Source organism: Streptomyces sp. CA-288835, from assembly GCF_050936385.1.
Classification (GTDB): Bacteria; Actinomycetota; Actinomycetes; order Streptomycetales; family Streptomycetaceae; genus Streptomyces.
This window is the reverse complement of the sequence record NZ_JBNJMW010000001.1, coordinates 3,295,975-3,313,156: the sequence shown is the minus strand read 5'-3', so window position 1 is coordinate 3,313,156 and position 17,182 is coordinate 3,295,975. Positions and strand designations below refer to the sequence as shown.

The 17,182-nt window shown below is 69.1% G+C and carries 15 protein-coding genes; 9 read left to right on the top strand and 6 right to left on the bottom strand.

Translation table 11 applies throughout. The features are described from left to right. Window positions 1-7 precede the first annotated feature (7 nt). Both ACQEVY_RS14735 and ACQEVY_RS14730 read right to left on the bottom strand, forming a co-directional pair. Window positions 8-904, bottom strand: a complete 897-nt coding sequence (locus tag ACQEVY_RS14735) for an SH3 domain-containing protein (RefSeq protein ID WP_432948541.1) — start codon at window positions 902-904, stop codon at window positions 8-10. Window positions 905-1,047: 143 nt separating this feature from the next. Next, the gene (locus tag ACQEVY_RS14730) at window positions 1,048-1,479 is read right to left on the bottom strand and encodes a protein-tyrosine phosphatase family protein (RefSeq protein WP_432955216.1); all 432 of its coding nucleotides are present in this window, start codon (window positions 1,477-1,479) and stop codon (window positions 1,048-1,050) included. 164 nt (window positions 1,480-1,643) lie between these two features. On the opposite strand from ACQEVY_RS14730, the gene ACQEVY_RS14725 reads away from it, so the two are divergent. After that, a complete protein-coding gene (locus tag ACQEVY_RS14725; protein WP_432948539.1) occupies window positions 1,644-2,447 on the top strand; it encodes a nuclease-related domain-containing protein in 804 nt (267 codons plus the stop codon). Here ACQEVY_RS14725 and ACQEVY_RS14720 read toward each other — a convergent pair. Beyond that, window positions 2,444-3,652 carry an erythromycin esterase family protein gene (locus ACQEVY_RS14720; RefSeq protein WP_432948537.1) on the bottom strand — a complete coding sequence of 403 codons (1,209 nt, stop codon included), beginning with the start codon at window positions 3,650-3,652 and terminating at the stop codon, window positions 2,444-2,446. The genes ACQEVY_RS14725 and ACQEVY_RS14720 overlap by 4 nt on opposite strands. Window positions 3,653-3,710: 58 nt before the next feature. Between ACQEVY_RS14720 and ACQEVY_RS14715 the strand changes: the two genes are divergently transcribed. After that, a complete protein-coding gene (locus tag ACQEVY_RS14715; RefSeq protein WP_432948535.1) occupies window positions 3,711-4,418 on the top strand; it encodes a TioE family transcriptional regulator in 708 nt (235 codons plus the stop codon). On the opposite strand, the gene ligD is transcribed toward ACQEVY_RS14715, so the two are convergent. Continuing rightward, the gene (gene ligD / locus ACQEVY_RS14710; protein WP_432948533.1) at window positions 4,415-5,296 is read right to left on the bottom strand and encodes a non-homologous end-joining DNA ligase; all 882 of its coding nucleotides are present in this window, start codon (window positions 5,294-5,296) and stop codon (window positions 4,415-4,417) included. The genes ACQEVY_RS14715 and ligD overlap by 4 nt on opposite strands. Before the next feature lie 51 nt (window positions 5,297-5,347). Here ligD and ACQEVY_RS14705 point away from each other — a divergent pair, with 51 nt between their 5' ends. The 7 genes from ACQEVY_RS14705 (at window position 5,348) to ACQEVY_RS14675 (ending at window position 14,976) form a co-directional block, all read left to right on the top strand. Then, window positions 5,348-6,379 carry a Ku protein gene (locus ACQEVY_RS14705; protein WP_432948531.1) on the top strand — a complete coding sequence of 344 codons (1,032 nt, stop codon included), beginning with the start codon at window positions 5,348-5,350 and terminating at the stop codon, window positions 6,377-6,379. A gap of 688 nt (window positions 6,380-7,067) precedes the next feature. Next, complete coding sequence (gene kdpF / locus ACQEVY_RS14700; protein ID WP_067057375.1) at window positions 7,068-7,157, top strand: K(+)-transporting ATPase subunit F; 90 nt, start codon at window positions 7,068-7,070, stop codon at window positions 7,155-7,157. Between the two features lie 8 nt (window positions 7,158-7,165). Next, entirely contained in the window at window positions 7,166-8,830 is a 1,665-nt protein-coding gene (gene kdpA, locus ACQEVY_RS14695) for a potassium-transporting ATPase subunit KdpA (RefSeq protein WP_432948528.1), read from the top strand. After that, the gene (kdpB, locus tag ACQEVY_RS14690) at window positions 8,827-10,983 is read left to right on the top strand and encodes a potassium-transporting ATPase subunit KdpB (protein WP_432948526.1); all 2,157 of its coding nucleotides are present in this window, start codon (window positions 8,827-8,829) and stop codon (window positions 10,981-10,983) included. The genes kdpA and kdpB overlap by 4 nt, the downstream gene beginning before the upstream one ends. Window positions 10,984-10,987: 4 nt before the next feature. Then, entirely contained in the window at window positions 10,988-11,620 is a 633-nt protein-coding gene (locus ACQEVY_RS14685) for a potassium-transporting ATPase subunit C (RefSeq protein ID WP_432948524.1), read from the top strand. Between the two features lie 63 nt (window positions 11,621-11,683). Continuing rightward, window positions 11,684-12,361: a response regulator gene (locus ACQEVY_RS14680; RefSeq protein ID WP_432948522.1), complete on the top strand. Its 678-nt coding sequence runs from the start codon at window positions 11,684-11,686 to the stop codon at window positions 12,359-12,361. 56 nt (window positions 12,362-12,417) lie between these two features. After that, window positions 12,418-14,976 (top strand): ATP-binding protein, encoded by a 2,559-nt coding sequence (locus ACQEVY_RS14675; RefSeq protein ID WP_432948520.1) that lies wholly within the window; start codon window positions 12,418-12,420, stop codon window positions 14,974-14,976. Here the strand turns inward: ACQEVY_RS14675 and ACQEVY_RS14670 are convergent. After that, the gene (locus ACQEVY_RS14670) at window positions 14,966-16,285 is read right to left on the bottom strand and encodes a PP2C family protein-serine/threonine phosphatase (RefSeq protein ID WP_432948518.1); all 1,320 of its coding nucleotides are present in this window, start codon (window positions 16,283-16,285) and stop codon (window positions 14,966-14,968) included. The genes ACQEVY_RS14675 and ACQEVY_RS14670 overlap by 11 nt on opposite strands. A gap of 125 nt (window positions 16,286-16,410) precedes the next feature. Continuing rightward, complete coding sequence (locus ACQEVY_RS14665; RefSeq protein WP_432948516.1) at window positions 16,411-17,169, bottom strand: IclR family transcriptional regulator; 759 nt, start codon at window positions 17,167-17,169, stop codon at window positions 16,411-16,413. Between the last annotated feature and the right edge of the window lie 13 nt (window positions 17,170-17,182).

The following is a 17,182-nucleotide window of genomic DNA, read 5'->3' as shown; positions in this document are numbered from 1 at the left end:
GCCGGGCTCAGCAGGAGCGGGGCTCGTGGCCGGAGGTGTCGATGTAGCGGGCGGATCCCCAGGCCCAGACGCCGTCGGCGAGGAGGTACCAGAAGCGGTTGCCGTCGACGGTGGATCCCGGCGTCTGGCAGAAGATGCGTACGGTCGAGCCCTGGGGGGCGAAGCCGATCTGCCTGCTGTCGGCGGTCGGCCTGTCGCGGAGGGTCAGCCCGCCGACCGCGGTGACACGGCCTTCGGTGAACTCTTGGTTGTTGCCATTGCCATTGCCATTGCCATTGCCATTGCCATTGTTGTCCGGGCGGTTCCAGCCGCCGTTGTCGGGACGGCTCCAATTGTTGCCGTTGCCGTTGCCGTTGCCGTTGTTGTTCGGGCGGCCCGTGTTGTTGGTGTTGTTGTCGGGGCCGTTCCAGTCGTTGCCATTGTTGTTGGGGCGGCCGGAGTTGTTGGCGTTGTTGTCCGGGCGGTTCCAGTTGCCGTTGTCGGGGCGGCCCCAGTTGTTTCCGTTTCCGTTCCCGTTGCTGTTGGGACGGCCTGTGTTGTTCGCGCTGTTGTCCGGGCGCCCCCAGTTGTTGCCGTTGCCATTGGCGTCAGGGCGGCCCATGTTGTTCGCGTTGTTGCCGGGGTTGTCCGTGCCGTTGCCGTTGTTGTTGGGGCGCCCCCAGTTGTTGCCGTTGCCATTGGCGTCAGGGCGGCCCATGTTGTTCGCGTTGTTGCCGTTGCCATTGGCATTGGGCTGGCCCGTGTTGCTGGCGTTGTTGCCGGGGTTGTCCTGGCGGCTTTGCCAGCCGCCCCAGTTGTTGCCGTTGTCCTCGCCGTTCGCGAAGGCGGGGGCGGGGGCTGCGAGGGCGAGGGTGACGGCGGCGGTGGCTATGCCGAGGCGGGTGGCAGTGGAACGCAGGGACATGGCGAGTCCTCCTGAAGGGTGCAGGGGTGACTGTTGGTGACTGATCGCCACGCTATGAGTCGACCTCGGAGAGTCGCCTCTCCTGCTGCGCCATCGGGGTGCGTTCCGGTCTCAGCCGGTCGTTGAGCCAGTCGTTCGGCTGCTCATTCGGCCAGCTCTTCGAGGACTCGGACCGTGTCGAGGCCGGTTTTCAGGTACTCCACGAAGAGATCGTTGTGCAGCGCCCACCGGGAACGACGGCTGCGGATCAGGCCGATCGCCTCGTCGGGGGTGTGGCCCGCGCGGATCAGGGCGTGGGCGACGACCAGGCCCGAGCGGTTGTAGCCGTGGTAGCAGCGGACCAGGACCCGGCGGCCCTGCGTCAGCCCCTCGCCCGCGGTCCGTGCGAGCCGCAGGACGCCGGCGAGCTGCGTACCGTCGAGAGGGCCGTCCGGGATCGGCCATACGTGGTGTTCCACGTGGCCGTCGGGGCCGTGGCCGGGTAGTCGGAGCAAGGTCAGGACGAGGTCGAACTCGTCGCGTACGACGGCGAATTTCAGCCCGCCGGAGCCGTCCGCGTACTCATGCCCGCCCATCCACAGGCCGGGCACGATCTCACTCCACGGGTCGTCCGGAGCCGGCGCATCGGGTCGCTTGCTAGTGGGCCGCAACGGCACCTCCTGCTCAAGTCGTGACAAAGGTAACCGGGTTCTTGCCCCTGGAGTACCCCGCCTGTTCCCATGGTCTGGGGTGATGGTGCATGAGCGGACTGCGCGTTGTACCGACCTGGCGGCACGGTCAGGAGCGGCTGTACGTCTGTCACACCGACGGCAGGAACGTCGCCTGGTACGACAGGGATGCGGGCCGGGTCAACCTGCTCAGCGACGACCGGCGCGAGGACGTTCTCGACGCGCTCGGCCCGTTTCTGACCGGCCCGGTGACCGTGGGGCCACCGCCGGTCCCCACCCCCGCGGAACTCGCCCGGCTCACCCTGCACCCGGACGACGACCTCGCCCCCAACCGGCCCGGTGAGGCCCTCCAGATCGACCTGGACCGCGATCCGTCCGCCCCGCACCGGCTGAGGCCCGATCCCCGGCGGCGGGCGCTTTCCGCGGAGCTGGCGGTGGGGGAGGCGCTGGACGAGCTGGAGGGGGCGGGGTGGCATGCGCTGCACTCCGTTCCGCTGCCTGGAGGCGACCGGCTTCACCACCTGGTGATCGGACCGGGTGGCCTGTTCGCCGTCCATACGCTGTACGCCCGTAAACAGCGGGTGCTGGTGGCCGATCCCATGGTGACGGTGGGCCGCCGGGAGCCGTCGCCGTTGCTGCGCCGGGTCCGGTCCGTCGCGGACCGGGCCTCGTACGCGCTGACGGCGGAGGTGCATCCGGTGCTGGCCCTGTTCGCGCCGTCGAGGGTTTCGGTCGAGCCGACGCCGCGTGAGGTACGCGTCCTTCAGGACACGGACGTCTCGTCCCTGGCCCGTACGGGAGGTGTGCTGAAGCCCGCGGACGTCGAGGCGCTCCATGCGATGGCGCGGGACCGGGGGACCTGGGAGCGGGTCTAGGTCTGGTTCTGCCCGGCGTCCTTCACGAACACGATGCCGTCGGTGCCGGTCAGGTGTGCCGGGTTCAGCGGGGCGTAGCCGTACCAGGGGGACTCGCGGGGCGCGGTCGGCGCGTCGGCGAGCGTGGCGGCCAGTTCGCGAGGGTCGACCAGGTAGCGCTGCTGGGGGAGCGCGTACAGGAGCCCCTCGACCGTGTCTGGTGGCGGGGTATCCACCCCCTGGTGGCGGATCGTGCCGAGAGCCGTGGCCAGGAAGGCGTACGACTCTCCTAGCCGGGCGCTGACCATCGAGCCTGCGCTCCACCATTCGCCCGGCAGGTCGCCCATCCGCATCGTGCCTTCGCGCTGGAGGTGGCTGTTGTGGGCGTTGACCAGGGTCGGGCCGCGTTCGGCGAGGGCGAGCAGGTTGGCGGCCATCATCGAATCCCGTAGACCGCCCAGCCGGGCCAGGCGGTTCGGGGATGTGTCGGCCATCCAGTAGTGGTAGCGCAGCAGTCCGGTGGCGGTACGGCCGTACAGGCGTGCCCGGTGCCAGTCCTCCCGCGTGGACGTCGCGATCAGGTGCGGCGTCTGCGCGTCGAGGAGGGCCACCAAGTCATCGGCGAGCAGGCGCAGTTGCTTGGCCTCGGGCGTCCGGCCCAGGGACTGGGACGGGTCCATCATCGCGGCGGGGTTTGTCCAGCGGTCGTCGGCGCCGAGCAGGCCGTTGAGGGTTTCCGCGGTGCAGGGAAGCAGGTCGGCGTCCACCCGGGCTGCGAGGTAGGAGTGGAGTGCGGTGAGGGGCTGGCGGGGGCTCGCGGCGTGGGTCATCTCCAGTGGGGCGTCGAAGCCGGCGAAGCGGAGCTGCTCGGGCGCGGGTCGGCCGTCGTTGTACGCACGCATCCAGCGCACCAGTTCGCGGTTGGGGGCGGACGCGTTGAACCACTCGTGGCTGAAGCCCCGCTTCATGACCTCGTCGAGGGTGCCGGTGCCCGAGGTGACGTAGTCGTCCACGGCCAGGCCCATCAGGCAGTCGCTCTCGATCGCGATGGTCCGGTAGCCCTCCTGCTCGACGAGTTGCCGGAAGAGCTCGTTGCGCAGGTCGAGGAGGGTGTCCTCGCCGTGGGTGGGTTCGCCGAGGGCGAGTAGGCGTGGCTTGGCGGGGAGCAGCCCCATGACGGTTGCGGGGTCCACGGCATGAGCCGCGGCTGTGACATCAGCAGGCATGCCTTCAACGGTATCGTTGAACCAGCGATGGAAGCTTCTCGTCGATATTGGCAGGACAGTGGGGCGAAACCTTCAAAGCGGTGGTCGGCTCAGGCCGGTCGACCTGGCACGAGCGCACGGACTGTCCACGCAGGCGGTCCGCAATTACGAGGACGCCGGGATCCTTCCGGCCGCGGAACGCACCTCGCACGGCTACCGCACCTACACGCCCCGGCACGCGCAAGCCCTGCGCGCGTTCCTCGCTCTCGTGCCCGGACACGGCCATCAGACGTCCACGGCGATCATGCAGGCGGTCAACCGGGGCGCCACCGAGGACGCACTGCGGCTCATCGACGAGAGTCACGCCCAACTGCTCGACGACCGCCGCACTCTCCAGTCGGTCGAAGCCGCGCTCCGCGACCTCGAGCCCGTACCGCAGGAACGCGGCGAGATGTTCGTCGGCCCCCTGGCGAGAAGGCTCGGCATCCGCCCGGCCACCCTGCGTAAATGGGAACGCGCCGGCCTGGTCCGGCCGCGCCGCGACCCGCGGACGGGCTACCGGGTCTACAGCGCGGCCGACGTACGCGACGCCCTCCTGGTCAACCAGCTCCGACGGGGCGGCTACCTGCTCGAACAGGTCGCCCCGTTGATCGCCCAGGTCCGTTCCGCCGGAGGCGTCGCGCCGCTCGAGTCGGCGCTGGAGGACTGGCACGCCCGCCTCTCGGCGCGTAGCCGCGCCATGCTCAGCGGCGCCGCCGCGCTGGATGCCTACCTCACCGATGGCTAAGGAAGCTGGTGGGCCTGGGCCGGGTCGAACAGCGGGGACAACAGGTCGCCGTGCTCATCCAGCCGGGCAGCCAGGTCCGGGGCGTGGAACGTCAGGTCGGCGGGGCGGGTGCAGCTCGTGACCTCCGGCCAGGTCACCGGCGTAGAGACCGTGGGCGCCTGGCGGGCCCGGAGGGTGTACGGGGTCGCCGTGGTCTTGCGGGCGGCGTTCTGGCTGAAGTCGACGAAGACCTTCCTGGGGCGCAGGCTCCGCGTCATGCGATGCGTGACCAGAGGGGCAAGCTCCGCCTCGGCCTCCACCGCCAGCGACTTGGCGTATGACGTGACCTCGGAGGACGGCGTCGGCTCCAGCGCGGCGAGGAGATGCAGGCCCTTGGAGCCGGAGGTCTTCGCGTAGGCCTGCAGGCCGTCCGCCGCCAGGCGGTCCCGGAGCCACAGGGCCACCCGGCAGCACTCGACGATTGTGGCGGGCGCGCCCGGGTCGAGGTCGAAGACCAGGCGGTCCGCGAGGTGGGGAGTGTCCGCACGCCACTGGGGGGTGTGGAACTCCGTGACCAGGTTCGCCGCCCACATCAGCGAGGCGAGGTTCTGGATCAGGACCATCCGGGCCGCCCCCTCCGACCGCGGCACCTCCGTCGTACCGACCCACTCGGGCGTACCCGGCGGAACGTTCTTGGCGAAGAAGACCTGGCCGTCGGGCCCGTCGGGGTAGCGCAGGAAGGACAGGGGGCGGTCGCGGAGGTGGGCGAGCAGCGGGTCCGCCACCGTCGCGTAGTAGTGCAGCACCTCGCCCTTGGTGAAACCGGTCGCCGGATAGAGCACCTTGCCCAGGTTGCTCAGCGCGAGCTTTCGCCCCTCCACCTCCGTGATCGGCGTCATACGATGAGAATCCCACGTATCGGGACAAAGCGACCTGAAACGACCTGAAAGGTGACGGACGTGAGATCCATCTGGAACGGCGCCATCTCCTTCGGCCTGGTCAGCATCCCGATCAAGCTGGTGAACGCCACGGAGCACCACTCGGTCTCCTTCCGTCAGATCCACACCGAGGACGGCGGCCGTATCCGCTACCGCAAGGTGTGCGAGCTGGAGGAACGGGAGGTCGCGTCCGAGGAGATCGGCAAGGGATACGAGGAGCCGGACGGCACGATCATCCCGATCACCGACGACGATCTGGCCGCGCTGCCGCTGCCGACCGCGAAGACGATCGACATCGTCGGGTTCATCCCGGCCGAGCGCATCGATCCGCTCCAGATGGACGCCGCGTACTACCTGATGGCGAACGGGGTTCCCGCCGCCAAGCCGTACACGCTGTTGCGGGAGGCGTTGAAGCGGAGCGGGCGGGTGGCCATCGCCAAGTTCGCGCTGCGGGGGAGGGAGCGGCTCGGGATGCTGCGGGTCGTCGACGACGTCATCGCCATGCACGGGCTGCTGTGGCCGGACGAGGTCCGCGCGCCGGAGTCCGCGACGCCGGACGCGAGCGTCACCGTCCGCGACAAGGAACTCGACCTCGCGGACGCGCTGATGGACACGCTCGGCGAGGTCGACCTCGAGGAGCTCCACGACGACTATCGCGAGGCGGTCGAGGAACTCATCGCCGCGAAGGCCTCCGGCGAGAAGATCCCCGCCGCGCCTGCCGGCGACCGGGGCGGCAAGGTCATCGACCTCATGTCCGCGCTGGAGTCCAGCGTTCGGCAGGCCCGCGCCTCTCGTGGCGAGGAAGGCGAGGAGGAGGCGGCGGGGGAGGAGGCCGAGGTCAGCCGGCTTTCCGCCCGCCGGACCGGCGCCCGTAAGACGGCCCGTACGTCTCCCAAGGAGACCGGCGGCAAGAAGTCGACCTCGGCGGAGAAGAAGCCCGCCGCCGCCTCCGGCGAGAAGGGGGCGGCCAAGAAGACCACCGCCAGGAAGTCGGCCACGAAGAAGACGGCCGCCAAGAAGACGACGGCCCGCAAGCGGGCCTGACGTGCGCGTTTTGGCTGCGGCGCCGTTGTGGCTGGTCGCGCAGTTCCTCGCGCCCCTTGGGTGGTTGGTGGGTGCGGGGCCGCGTCGGGGGTGTCCGTCCTCGGACCGGCGCGCGTTGCTGTTGGCTGGTAGAGGGTGCCGGTGTTGGCGCGCCGGCCGCTGCGGGCGCACACCCCCGCCCCGTCCCCTTGCCGCCGCGGGCGGCAGCGGGGCCATGGGGGTGCGGGCTTTTCCGGGTCGCTTTCTCGTCGGGCTGCGGGCAGTCGCAGGTTTTTAGGGGCGCGGGGAACTGCGCGACCAGCCACGAAGCACCCGCAGCCGCGACACGCAGTGTCACCCACCACCCCCTGGCGGGGGGCCGGGGGCGCAGCCCCCGTTTCGGGAAGGGGTGGGACTGGGGAGAACTGCGCGACCAGCCAAGACGGCCCGCAGTCGCCCATGAACTGAACCCACCACCCCCGTAGGCGCAGTGCTGCCGTAAGAGATGCGTCAAAGGCGGACGCCCCCGCGTATGGGACCCGTCAACGGCCGCCGAATCCGGCCGGAGCGGATGTTTCCTCGAACAGTCATGTTCGTTCCCGCATCCCGTACCTCATCCAGGAGCTCCGATGGCCGACGTGGCTTTCGTCGTCACCACGATTGCGGTGTTCGCGCTGGTGGCGCTCATCGCCAAGGGGGTGGCGAAGCTGTGACCGTCGAGAACATCGTCGGCCTCGTCGTGGCCGTCGCCCTGCTGGGCTATCTCGTCCTCGCGCTGATCTTCCCGGAGAGGTTCTGACGCCCGACATGAGCCCCGAACTTGCCGGTGTGCTCCAGCTGCTCGCGCTCATCGCGGCGCTGGCGCTGGCCTACCGACCCCTCGGCGACTACATGGCCCGGGTCTACTCGTCCGACAAGCACCTGCGTGTCGAGAAGTGGATCTACCGGGGCATCGGCGCCAACCCGAACACCGAGATGCGCTGGCCCGCGTACCTGCGCGGCGTACTGGCCTTCTCCGCGGTCAGCGTGCTCTTCCTGTACATCCTGCAGCGCCTGCAGGGCAGCCTGCCCGGCTCGCTGGGCTTCGCCTCGATCGACCCGGACCAGGCGTTCAACACCGCAGCGTCCTTCGTGTCGAACACCAACTGGCAGTCGTACTACGGCGAGCAGGCCATGGGCCACGTCGTACAGACCGGCGGCCTGGCCGTGCAGAACTTCGTCTCCTCGGCCGTCGGCATCGCGGTGGCGGTCGCGCTCGTACGGGGCTTCGCGCGGTCCCGTACCGGTGAACTCGGCAACTTCTGGGCCGACATGGTCCGGGGTGTCGTACGCATTCTGCTGCCGCTCTCCGTGATCGCCGCGATCGTGCTCGTCGCGTGCGGCGCCATCCAGAACTTCTCCGGGATTCATGAAGTCGGACAGTTCATGGGCGGCTCGCAGGAGTGGAACGGCGGCGCCGTCGCTTCCCAGGAAGCCATCAAGGAGATCGGCACCAACGGCGGCGGCTACTTCAACGCCAACTCCGCCCACCCCTTCGAGAACCCCGGCCCCTTCTCGAACCTCTTCGAAGTCTTCCTGATCCTGCTGATCCCGTTCTCGCTGACGCGGACCTTCGGCCGGATGGTCGGCTCGCTGCGGCAGGGGTACGCGATCCTCGCCACGATGGCGACCATCTGGATCGGCTTCATCTGCCTGATGTGGTGGACCGAATTCACCCACCACGGCCCGGCGTTCGAGATCGCCGGCGGTGCGATGGAGGGCAAGGAGCAGCGCTTCGGTATCGGCGCCTCGTCGATCTTCTCGATCTCCACGACGCTGACCTCGACGGGCGCGGTGGACTCCTTCCACTCGTCCAACACCGGTCTCGGCGGCGGCCTCAACCTGCTGGGCATGCAGCTCGGCGAGATCGCGCCCGGCGGTGTCGGCTCCGGTCTCTACGGCATGCTGATCATGGCGATCATCGCCGTGTTCATCGCGGGCCTCATGGTGGGCCGTACGCCCGAATACCTCGGCAAGAAGATCGGCACCCGCCAGATCAAGCTGGCTGCCTGCTACATCCTGATCACGCCGGCCCTGGTGCTCGTCTTCACCGCCTTCGCGATGGCGCTGCCCACCCCGGCCAACTCGATGACCAACAGCGGCGCGCACGGATTCTCCGAGATCCTCTACGCCTACACCTCCGGCGCCAACAACAACGGCTCGGCCTTCGCCGGTCTGAACGCGGACACGCAGTGGTTCAACACCACGATCGGGATCGCGATGCTGCTCGGCCGCTTCCTGCCGATGGTGTTCGTCCTGGCGCTGGCGGGCTCGCTCGCCGAGCAGACGCCGGTGCCGGCCACGGCAGGCACCCTGCGGACCGAAAAGCCGCTGTTCACCGGGTTGTTGGTGGGCGCGATCCTGATCATCACCGGTCTGACCTACTTCCCGGCACTCGCGCTGGGCCCGCTCGCCGAGGGGCTGGCGACATGACCACCGACATCACGAAGCAAGACATCAAGAAGCAAGAAGAGGACTCGATGTCCGCAGCCACCACTCCGACCCGCGCGCCGCACAGTGATGTGCCTACCGGGCACAAGGGTTCCCCAGAAGGGCGTGTCGGCGCGGGCCTGTTCGACCCCAAGCAGCTGGTCAGCTCGCTGCCGAACGCCTTCCGCAAGCTCGATCCGCGGGTGATGGTCAAGTCCCCCGTGATGTTCGTGGTGTTGGTCGGTTCGGTGCTGACGACCGTGTTCTCCTTCAAGGACCCGGGCGACTGGTTCGGCTGGACGATCAGCGCCTGGCTCTGGCTCACCGTGATCTTCGCCAACCTGGCGGAGGCGGTGGCCGAGGGTCGCGGCAAGGCGCAGGCCGACACTCTGCGCAAGGCCAAGACCGACACCGTCGCCCGGCGGCTCGTGGACGACCGCGAGGAGCAGGTGCCCGGCACGGAGCTGCGTATCGGCGATCTTGTGGTGTGCGAGGCGGGCGACGTCATCCCCGGTGACGGTGATGTCGTCGAGGGCGTCGCGTCGGTCGACGAGTCGGCGATCACGGGGGAGTCGGCGCCGGTCATCCGCGAGTCCGGTGGCGACCGGTCGGCCGTCACGGGCGGTACGAAGGTCCTGTCCGACCGCATCGTCATCAAGATCACGACGAAGCCGGGCGAGACCTTCATCGACCGCATGATCAACCTGGTCGAGGGCGCGGCCCGGCAGAAGACGCCCAACGAGATCGCGCTGAACATCCTGCTCGCCTCGCTGACGATCATCTTCCTGCTCGCCGTGGCCACACTGCCGCCGTTCGCGGACTACGCGGGTACGCACCTGACCATGGTCGTGCTGGTGGCTCTGCTGGTCTGCCTGATCCCGACCACCATCGGCGCGCTGCTCTCGGCGATCGGCATCGCGGGCATGGACCGGCTGGTGCAGCGCAACGTACTCGCCATGTCGGGCAGGGCAGTTGAGGCGGCGGGCGATGTGTCGACCCTCCTGCTCGACAAGACCGGCACCATCACGCTCGGCAACCGGCAGGCCGCCGAGTTCCTGCCGGTGAGCGGCACCACCGAGGACGAGGTCGCCGACGCCGCCCAGCTCTCCTCGCTGGCCGACGAGACGCCGGAGGGCCGCTCCATCGTCGTACTGGCGAAGGAGAAGTACGGGCTGCGGGAGCGGCAGCAGGGGGAGTTGGCGGACGCCGAGTGGATCGAGTTCACCGCGCAGACCCGGATGTCGGGTGTGGACGTGGACGGGCGCAAGGTCCGCAAGGGCGCGGCCGGTTCGGTCATCGCCTGGGTGCGGGAGCAGGGCGGGACTGTTGCGGATGACGCAGACACGCTCGCGAACCGCATCTCCGAAGCGGGCGGTACGCCGCTGCTCGTGGCCGTCCAGGACGCGGACGGGGCACGGGTGTTGGGCGTGATCCACCTCAAGGACGTCGTCAAGGAGGGCATGCGGGAGCGGTTCGAGGAGCTGCGCCGTATGGGCATCAAGACTGTCATGATCACGGGTGACAACCCGCTGACCGCCAAGGCGATCGCGGACGAGGCGGGCGTCGACGACTTCCTCGCGGAGGCCACTCCCGAGGACAAGATGGCGCTGATCAAGCGCGAGCAGGCAGGCGGCAAGCTCGTCGCCATGACGGGTGACGGTACGAACGACGCACCCGCGCTCGCTCAGGCGGACGTCGGCGTCGCGATGAACACGGGCACGTCGGCCGCCAAGGAGGCCGGCAACATGGTCGACCTCGACTCCAACCCGACCAAGCTCATCGAGATCGTCGAGATCGGCAAGCAACTCCTCATCACCCGGGGCGCGTTGACGACCTTCTCGATCGCCAACGACGTCGCGAAGTACTTCGCGATCATCCCCGCGCTGTTCGCGGCGGTCTACCCGGGCCTGGACAAGCTCAACATCATGGGCCTGGCCTCGCCGGACTCCGCGATCCTCTCCGCGGTCATCTTCAACGCGCTGATCATCATCGCGCTCGTACCGCTCGCCCTGCGCGGGGTGCAGTACCGGCCGATGAGCGCCGACAAGATGCTCCGCCGCAACCTCGGGATCTACGGCCTCGGCGGGCTGATCACCCCCTTCATCGGCATCAAGATCATCGACCTGCTCATCTCCCTCATCCCAGGAATCGGCTGACCCCATGAACAACTCGGTTACGAACACTGCCCGGTTGCTGGGGGCAGGGCTGCGGGCGCTGCTCGTACTGACGCTGGTGTGCGGTGTGCTCTACCCGCTGGCCATCACCGGTGTCGCCCAGGCGCTGTTCAACGACAAGGCGAACGGCTCGGAGATCAAGTCGGACGGCAAGGTCGTCGGCTCCTCGCTCATCGGCCAGCAGGGCTACAGCCTCGACTACTTCCAGCCGCGGCCGGCCAACGGGCTCGGTGAGAACTCGGTCAACACCCAGTACAAGCTGATCCTTTCCGGCGCGACCAACCGCGCCGGTGACAACCCCGAACTCATCAAGTGGGTCCGGGAGGCCAAGGCCAAGGTCGTCAAGGACAACTCGACCGCGGACTACAAGGTGAAGCCCTCCCAGGTCCCCGCCGACGCCGTCACCTCCTCCGGCTCCGGCCTCGACCCGGACATCTCCCCGGCGTACGCGGACCTCCAGGTCCACCGCGTCGCCGAGCGGAACGGGCTCTCCGTCGCCCAAGTCCAGAAGCTCGTCGACGAGCACACCGAAGGCCGCACCCTCGGCTTCATGGGCGAGCCCCGCGTCAACGTCCTCGAACTCAACATCGCGCTCAAAGATCTCGTGGCCAAGGGCTGAGTCCGGTACGGGCCGACTCCCCGTGCGAGTCGACTCCCGACACGAAAGGAAGGGCGTACGCCGATGACGCGGGTACTGGTGGTCGAGGACGACCCACAGCTCGTACGCGCCCTCGTGATCAACATGCAGGCCCGCCAGTACGGCGTCGACCCGGCCCCCGACGGCGCCACCGCCCTTCGGCTCGCCGCCATGCGCCGGCCCGACGTGGTCGTACTCGATCTGGGGCTGCCCGACATGGACGGCGTGGACGTCATCAAGGCCCTGCGCGGCTGGACCCGCGTACCCATCCTGGTGCTGTCCGCGCGCCGGGCCTCCGACGAGAAGGTCGCCGCGCTGGACGCGGGCGCCGACGACTACATGACCAAGCCGTTCAGCATGGACGAGCTGCTGGCCCGGCTGCGGGCCGCCGTCCGCCGTACGGAGGCCGTGGCGCCCGAGACCGTCGAGGTGACCACGGAGGACTTCAGCATCGATCTGGTCGCGAAGAAGGCGACGCGCGCCGGGCGTGATGTACGGCTGACGCCCACGGAGTGGCATCTGCTGGAGATCCTGGTCAGCAATCCGGGACGCCTCATCACGCAGAAGCAGCTGCTTCAGGAGGTGTGGGGCGCATCGCAGAGCAACAAGACCAATTACCTACGTGTCTATATGGCCCAACTCCGGCGGAAGTTGGAGGCCGATCCCGCACATCCCCGCTATCTCATCACCGAACCCGGTATGGGTTACCGCTTCGAGCGCTGAGACTTCGCGACACCGAGACCTCGCGAGACCGAGACTTCGAGAACTGAGACGACACCATGGCACGCGGCAGACTTCGGATTTACCTCGGTGCGGCGCCGGGCGTCGGCAAGACGTACGCGATGCTGTCCGAGGCGCACCGCCGCGTCGAGCGGGGCACGGACTGCGTGGTCGCCTTCGTGGAGCATCACAGACGGCCGCGCACCGAGGTGATGCTGCACGGACTGGAGGAGATCCCACGCAAGGAGTTGGAGTACCGGGACTCGTTCTTCACGGAGATGGATGTGGACGCCGTGCTGGCCCGGCGCCCCCAGGTCGCGCTCGTCGACGAGCTGGCTCACACCAACATCCCCGGCTCCCGCAACGACAAGCGCTGGCAGGACGTCGAGGAGCTGCTGGTGGCCGGCATCGATGTCGTCTCTACGGTCAACATCCAGCACCTGGAGTCGCTGGGTGACGTGGTCGAGTCGATAACGGGCGTACGGCAGAAGGAGACCGTGCCCGACGAAGTCGTCCGGCGGGCGGATCAGATCGAGTTGGTCGATATGTCGCCTCAGGCGCTGCGGCGGCGGATGGCACACGGCAACATCTACAAGCCGGACAAGGTCGACGCGGCCCTGTCGAACTACTTCCGGCCCGGCAACCTGACTGCGTTGCGCGAGTTGGCGCTGCTGTGGGTCGCCGACCGGGTCGACGAGTATCTGACCGAGTACCGCAGTGAGCACCGGGTGTCGAAGATCTGGGGTTCGCGGGAGCGGATCGTGGTCGGGCTCACCGGTGGTCCGGAGGGACGGACGCTGATCCGCCGGGCCGCCCGGCTCGCCGAGAAGGGGGCGGGCGGTGAGGTGCTCGCCGTCTACATCGGCCGCAGCGACGGACTGACGTCCGCTTCGCCGAAGGAACTGGCCGTCCAGCGCACGCTCGTCGAGGATCTCGGCGGCACCTTCCATCACGTCATCGGGGATGACATCCCGTCCGCGCTGCTGGAGTTCGCGCGCGGCGTCAATGCCACGCAGATCGTGCTGGGAGTGTCCCGCAGGAAGGGCTGGCAGTACGTCTTCGGGCCCGGCGTCGGCGCCACGGTCGCCCGCGAATCTGGCCCTGACCTGGACGTCCACCTCATCACGCACGACGAGGCGGGCAAGGGGCGCGGTCTTGCCGCCATGCCGCGCACCCGGCTCAGCCGCGCCAGAACCATGTGGGGCTGGCTGACCGGCATCGGCGGTCCGGCCCTGCTCACGTTGCTCCTGGAGGCCGCACCGGGTCTCGGTCTCGCCAATGACGTACTGCTGTTCCTGACGCTGACGGTCGCCGCGGCCCTGCTCGGCGGACTGCTCCCGGCACTGGCCTCGGCCGCCCTCGGCTCCCTGCTGCTGAACTACTACTTCACGCCCCCTGTCCACCGGCTGACGATCGCCGATCCGAAGAACATCCTCGCCCTGGCGATCTTCGTGGGCGTCGCCGTGTCGGTGGCGTCGGTCGTGGACCTGGCGGCCCGGCGTACGCATCAGGCGGCCCGGCTGCGCGCCGAGTCGGAGATCCTCTCCTTCCTGGCGGGCAGCGTGCTGCGCGGCGAGACCACCCTGGAGGCGTTGCTGGAGCGGGTGCGCGAGACCTTCGGCATGGAGTCGGTCGCCCTGCTGGAGCGTACGAGCGACGTCGATCCGTGGACCTGCGCGGGCAGCGTCGGCCCCCGGCCCCTGGTCGAGCGGCCCGAGGAGGCGGACGTCGACATGCCGGTCGGCGACCACATGGCGCTGGCCTTGTCCGGCCGGGTGCTGCCCGCCGAGGACCGCCGGGTGCTGGCCGCGTTCGCCGCCCAGGCCGCCGTGGTCCTGGACCGCCAGCGCCTCCAGTCCGAGGCGGAACAGGCCCGCACACTGGCGGAGGGCAACCGCATCCGTACGGCGCTCCTGGCCGCCGTAAGCCATGATCTGCGCACGCCGCTCGCCGGGATCAAGGCGTCGGTCTCGTCCCTGCGGTCCGACGACGTGGACTGGTCCGAGGAGGACCAGGCCGAGCTCCTCGAGGCCATCGAGGATGGCGCCGACCGCCTCGACCACCTGGTGGGCAACCTCCTGGACATGTCCCGCCTCCAGACCGGCACGGTCACGCCGATGCTCCGCGAGATCGACCTGGACGAGGTCGTCCCGATGGCGTTGGGGGGCGTGCCGGAGGACAGCGTGGAGCTCGACATCCCCGAGACGCTGCCCATGGTGGCCGTCGATCCGGGGCTGTTGGAGCGGTCGGTCGCCAACATCGTTGAGAACGCGGTGAAGTACAGCCCCGACGGGGAGCCGGTGCTGGTGGCCGCCAGCACACTCGGCGAGCGGGTGGAGGTACGGGTCGTGGACCGCGGGCCCGGCGTCCCCGACGAGGCCAAGGACCGCATCTTCGAACCGTTTCAGCGCTACGGCGACGCCCCGCGCGGCGCCGGCGTGGGCCTCGGGCTGGCGGTCGCCCGTGGCTTCGCCGAAGCCATGGGCGGCACGCTCGACGCCGAGGACACCCCGGGCGGGGGCCTCACGATGGTGCTTACGTTGCCGACGGCGCCGGTGGCGGTGGGCGCGACCGGCGCGACGGTTGAGGGGGACGTATCGGCCGCGGTCACGTCGTAGCGGTGTCGGTGCTGCGGCCCGCGCCCTCGTCCGCGCCCTCTTCCTCGTCATCGTTCTCGGTGGAGGAGCGGGCGTGGGGCGGGACGGTGCGCGAGGTGGTCTCAGCGTGCGAGGTGGTCGCCTCCGACTCCGGAGCCGTGGCCGACTCGGGAGCCGTGGCCGTCTCGGTGGTCTTCTCGGCAGCCGTCGGCTTGCGGAGCAGCAGCAAGGCCGCGTCGTCGTGCAGGCGGCCGCCCACGTGGGTCAGCAGTTCCTGGTGGAGGGCGGTCAGGGTGCGGTCCGGGTTGTCGGTCAGGTGCCGTTCCAGGCCTTTGGCCACGGGATAGAAGTCGCGGTTGTGGTCTCGGGCCTCGGTGACACCGTCGGTGTAGAGCAGCAGTTGGTCGCCGTCCGTGAAGGGCAGGACTTGGAGGCTGGGGACCTCGCCGGTGAGGGCGCGCAGGCCCAGGGGCGGCGTCGGGTGCGTGGGCTCGGCCGGGACGGCCTTGCGGTCGCGTACCAACAGGGGAGGCGCGTGGCCGCAGTTGACCACTTCCAGGCGGCCTTCGCGGGGGTAACCGGCGACGATGGCGGTGACGAAGTCGTCGCCGCCGAGGTTCCGGGCCAGGCTCCGTTCGATCCTGTCGACGACGGCGAGGAGATCGGGTTCGTCGTAGGCGGCCTCGCGGAAGATGCCGACGACGAGGGAGGCAGTGCCCACGGCCGGCAGGCCCTTGCCCCGCACATCGCCGACGATCAGACGCACCCCGTACGGCGTCGGCACCAGCGCGTAGAGGTCCCCGCCGATACGGGCCTCCGCCGCAGCGGCGCTGTAGCGGACGGCCGTCTGGAACGGCCCGACCGTCGCCGGCACGGGCTTGAGCAATGCATGCTGCGCGGCCTCCGCCACCGAGCGAACAGCGGCGAGCACCTGCTCCCGACGCCCGCGCAACGCGCTGGCCAGCCCGCTCGCCAGCGTGACGGCCGCCAAGGCGGACAGCACGACGACCAGCTCATGACTCGGCACACCGTCACGGACGCCGAGCGCGGTGCCAAGACCCACGGCGAGCAGCCCGACCCCCAGGACCCCGAGCGGCCCACTGGTGGTGGCGGCCAGCGCGGGCCCGACGGCCAGCAGCGGCAGCCAGATCATCCCCGAACCGCCGAGCAGATCGACGAGCACGATGACGAAGACGACGAGTACGGGCAGTACGACCGTACTGGCGGCTACGTGCGCGGCGGCTCGCAGCCGGGCCCCAGGACACTCGACTCGCTTGCTGAACTGCCGTATCGGCCAGTGGTCGCCACCGTGGTGTCGGGCCTGAGTCATGTGGTGTCCGCAGTCCTCACCTGTCGTGGGGTCGCCCCCAGGAATGTCCGGTTCATCCAGGAAACGGGCTGGACAGGGGCTGCCGCAAGGAGTGCGTTTTCAGATGATGAGCAAAGGGTCCACGGTCACGTGGTGAGCGAAAGCCCCCTGGTCACCCGGCTTGCCGTCGGGATCAGCCGCGCCCGGATCTCCTCGAGCTTGGAGAGCCGGTCCTTCGGCAGAGATACGCCGAGCGAGCCGAGCGTGTTCCCGCTGTAGACGGGCACCGCGACGCAGACGGTGCCGAGCGTGTACTCCTCCAGATCCGTGACGGCCGGCGCCACGGGCGAGGAGTCGACGCGCCGGAGCAGTTCTGGAGGGCTGGTGATGGTACGAGGCGTGAGGTCGGACATGGTGTGCCGGGACAGGTAGTCCTTGCGCGACTCGTCATCCAGCTCACGCAGTACGGACTTGCCCAGCGCGGTGGCATGCCCGGCATCCTCGAACCCCACCCAGAGATCGACCCGAGGCGCCCGAGGCCCGTCGACGATCTCGGCAACCCGGATCTCACCGTCCTCATAGAACGTGAGGTAGGCAGCGGTAGAAAACTCATCCCGCAACGCGGCAAGCGTCGGCCGAACCCGACTGAGCAGAGCCTGCCCACGCCCAGCGGTGTGCAACGTCTCCAGCTTGTCGCCCAGGATGTACCCGCCGTCATCCAACTTCCGCACGTACCCGTCATGCACCAGCGTCCGCAACAGGTGATAAGCGGTGGCCAGCGGCAACTCCGTCTCGCGAGCCAACTGCTTGGCCGGCGCCCCATTCTCATGCGCACTGACAGCCTCCAGCAGCCGCAAAGCCCGCTGCACGGAACCGATGAGGGTAGGCCCTTCACCACCAGCCATACGCCCAGCGTGC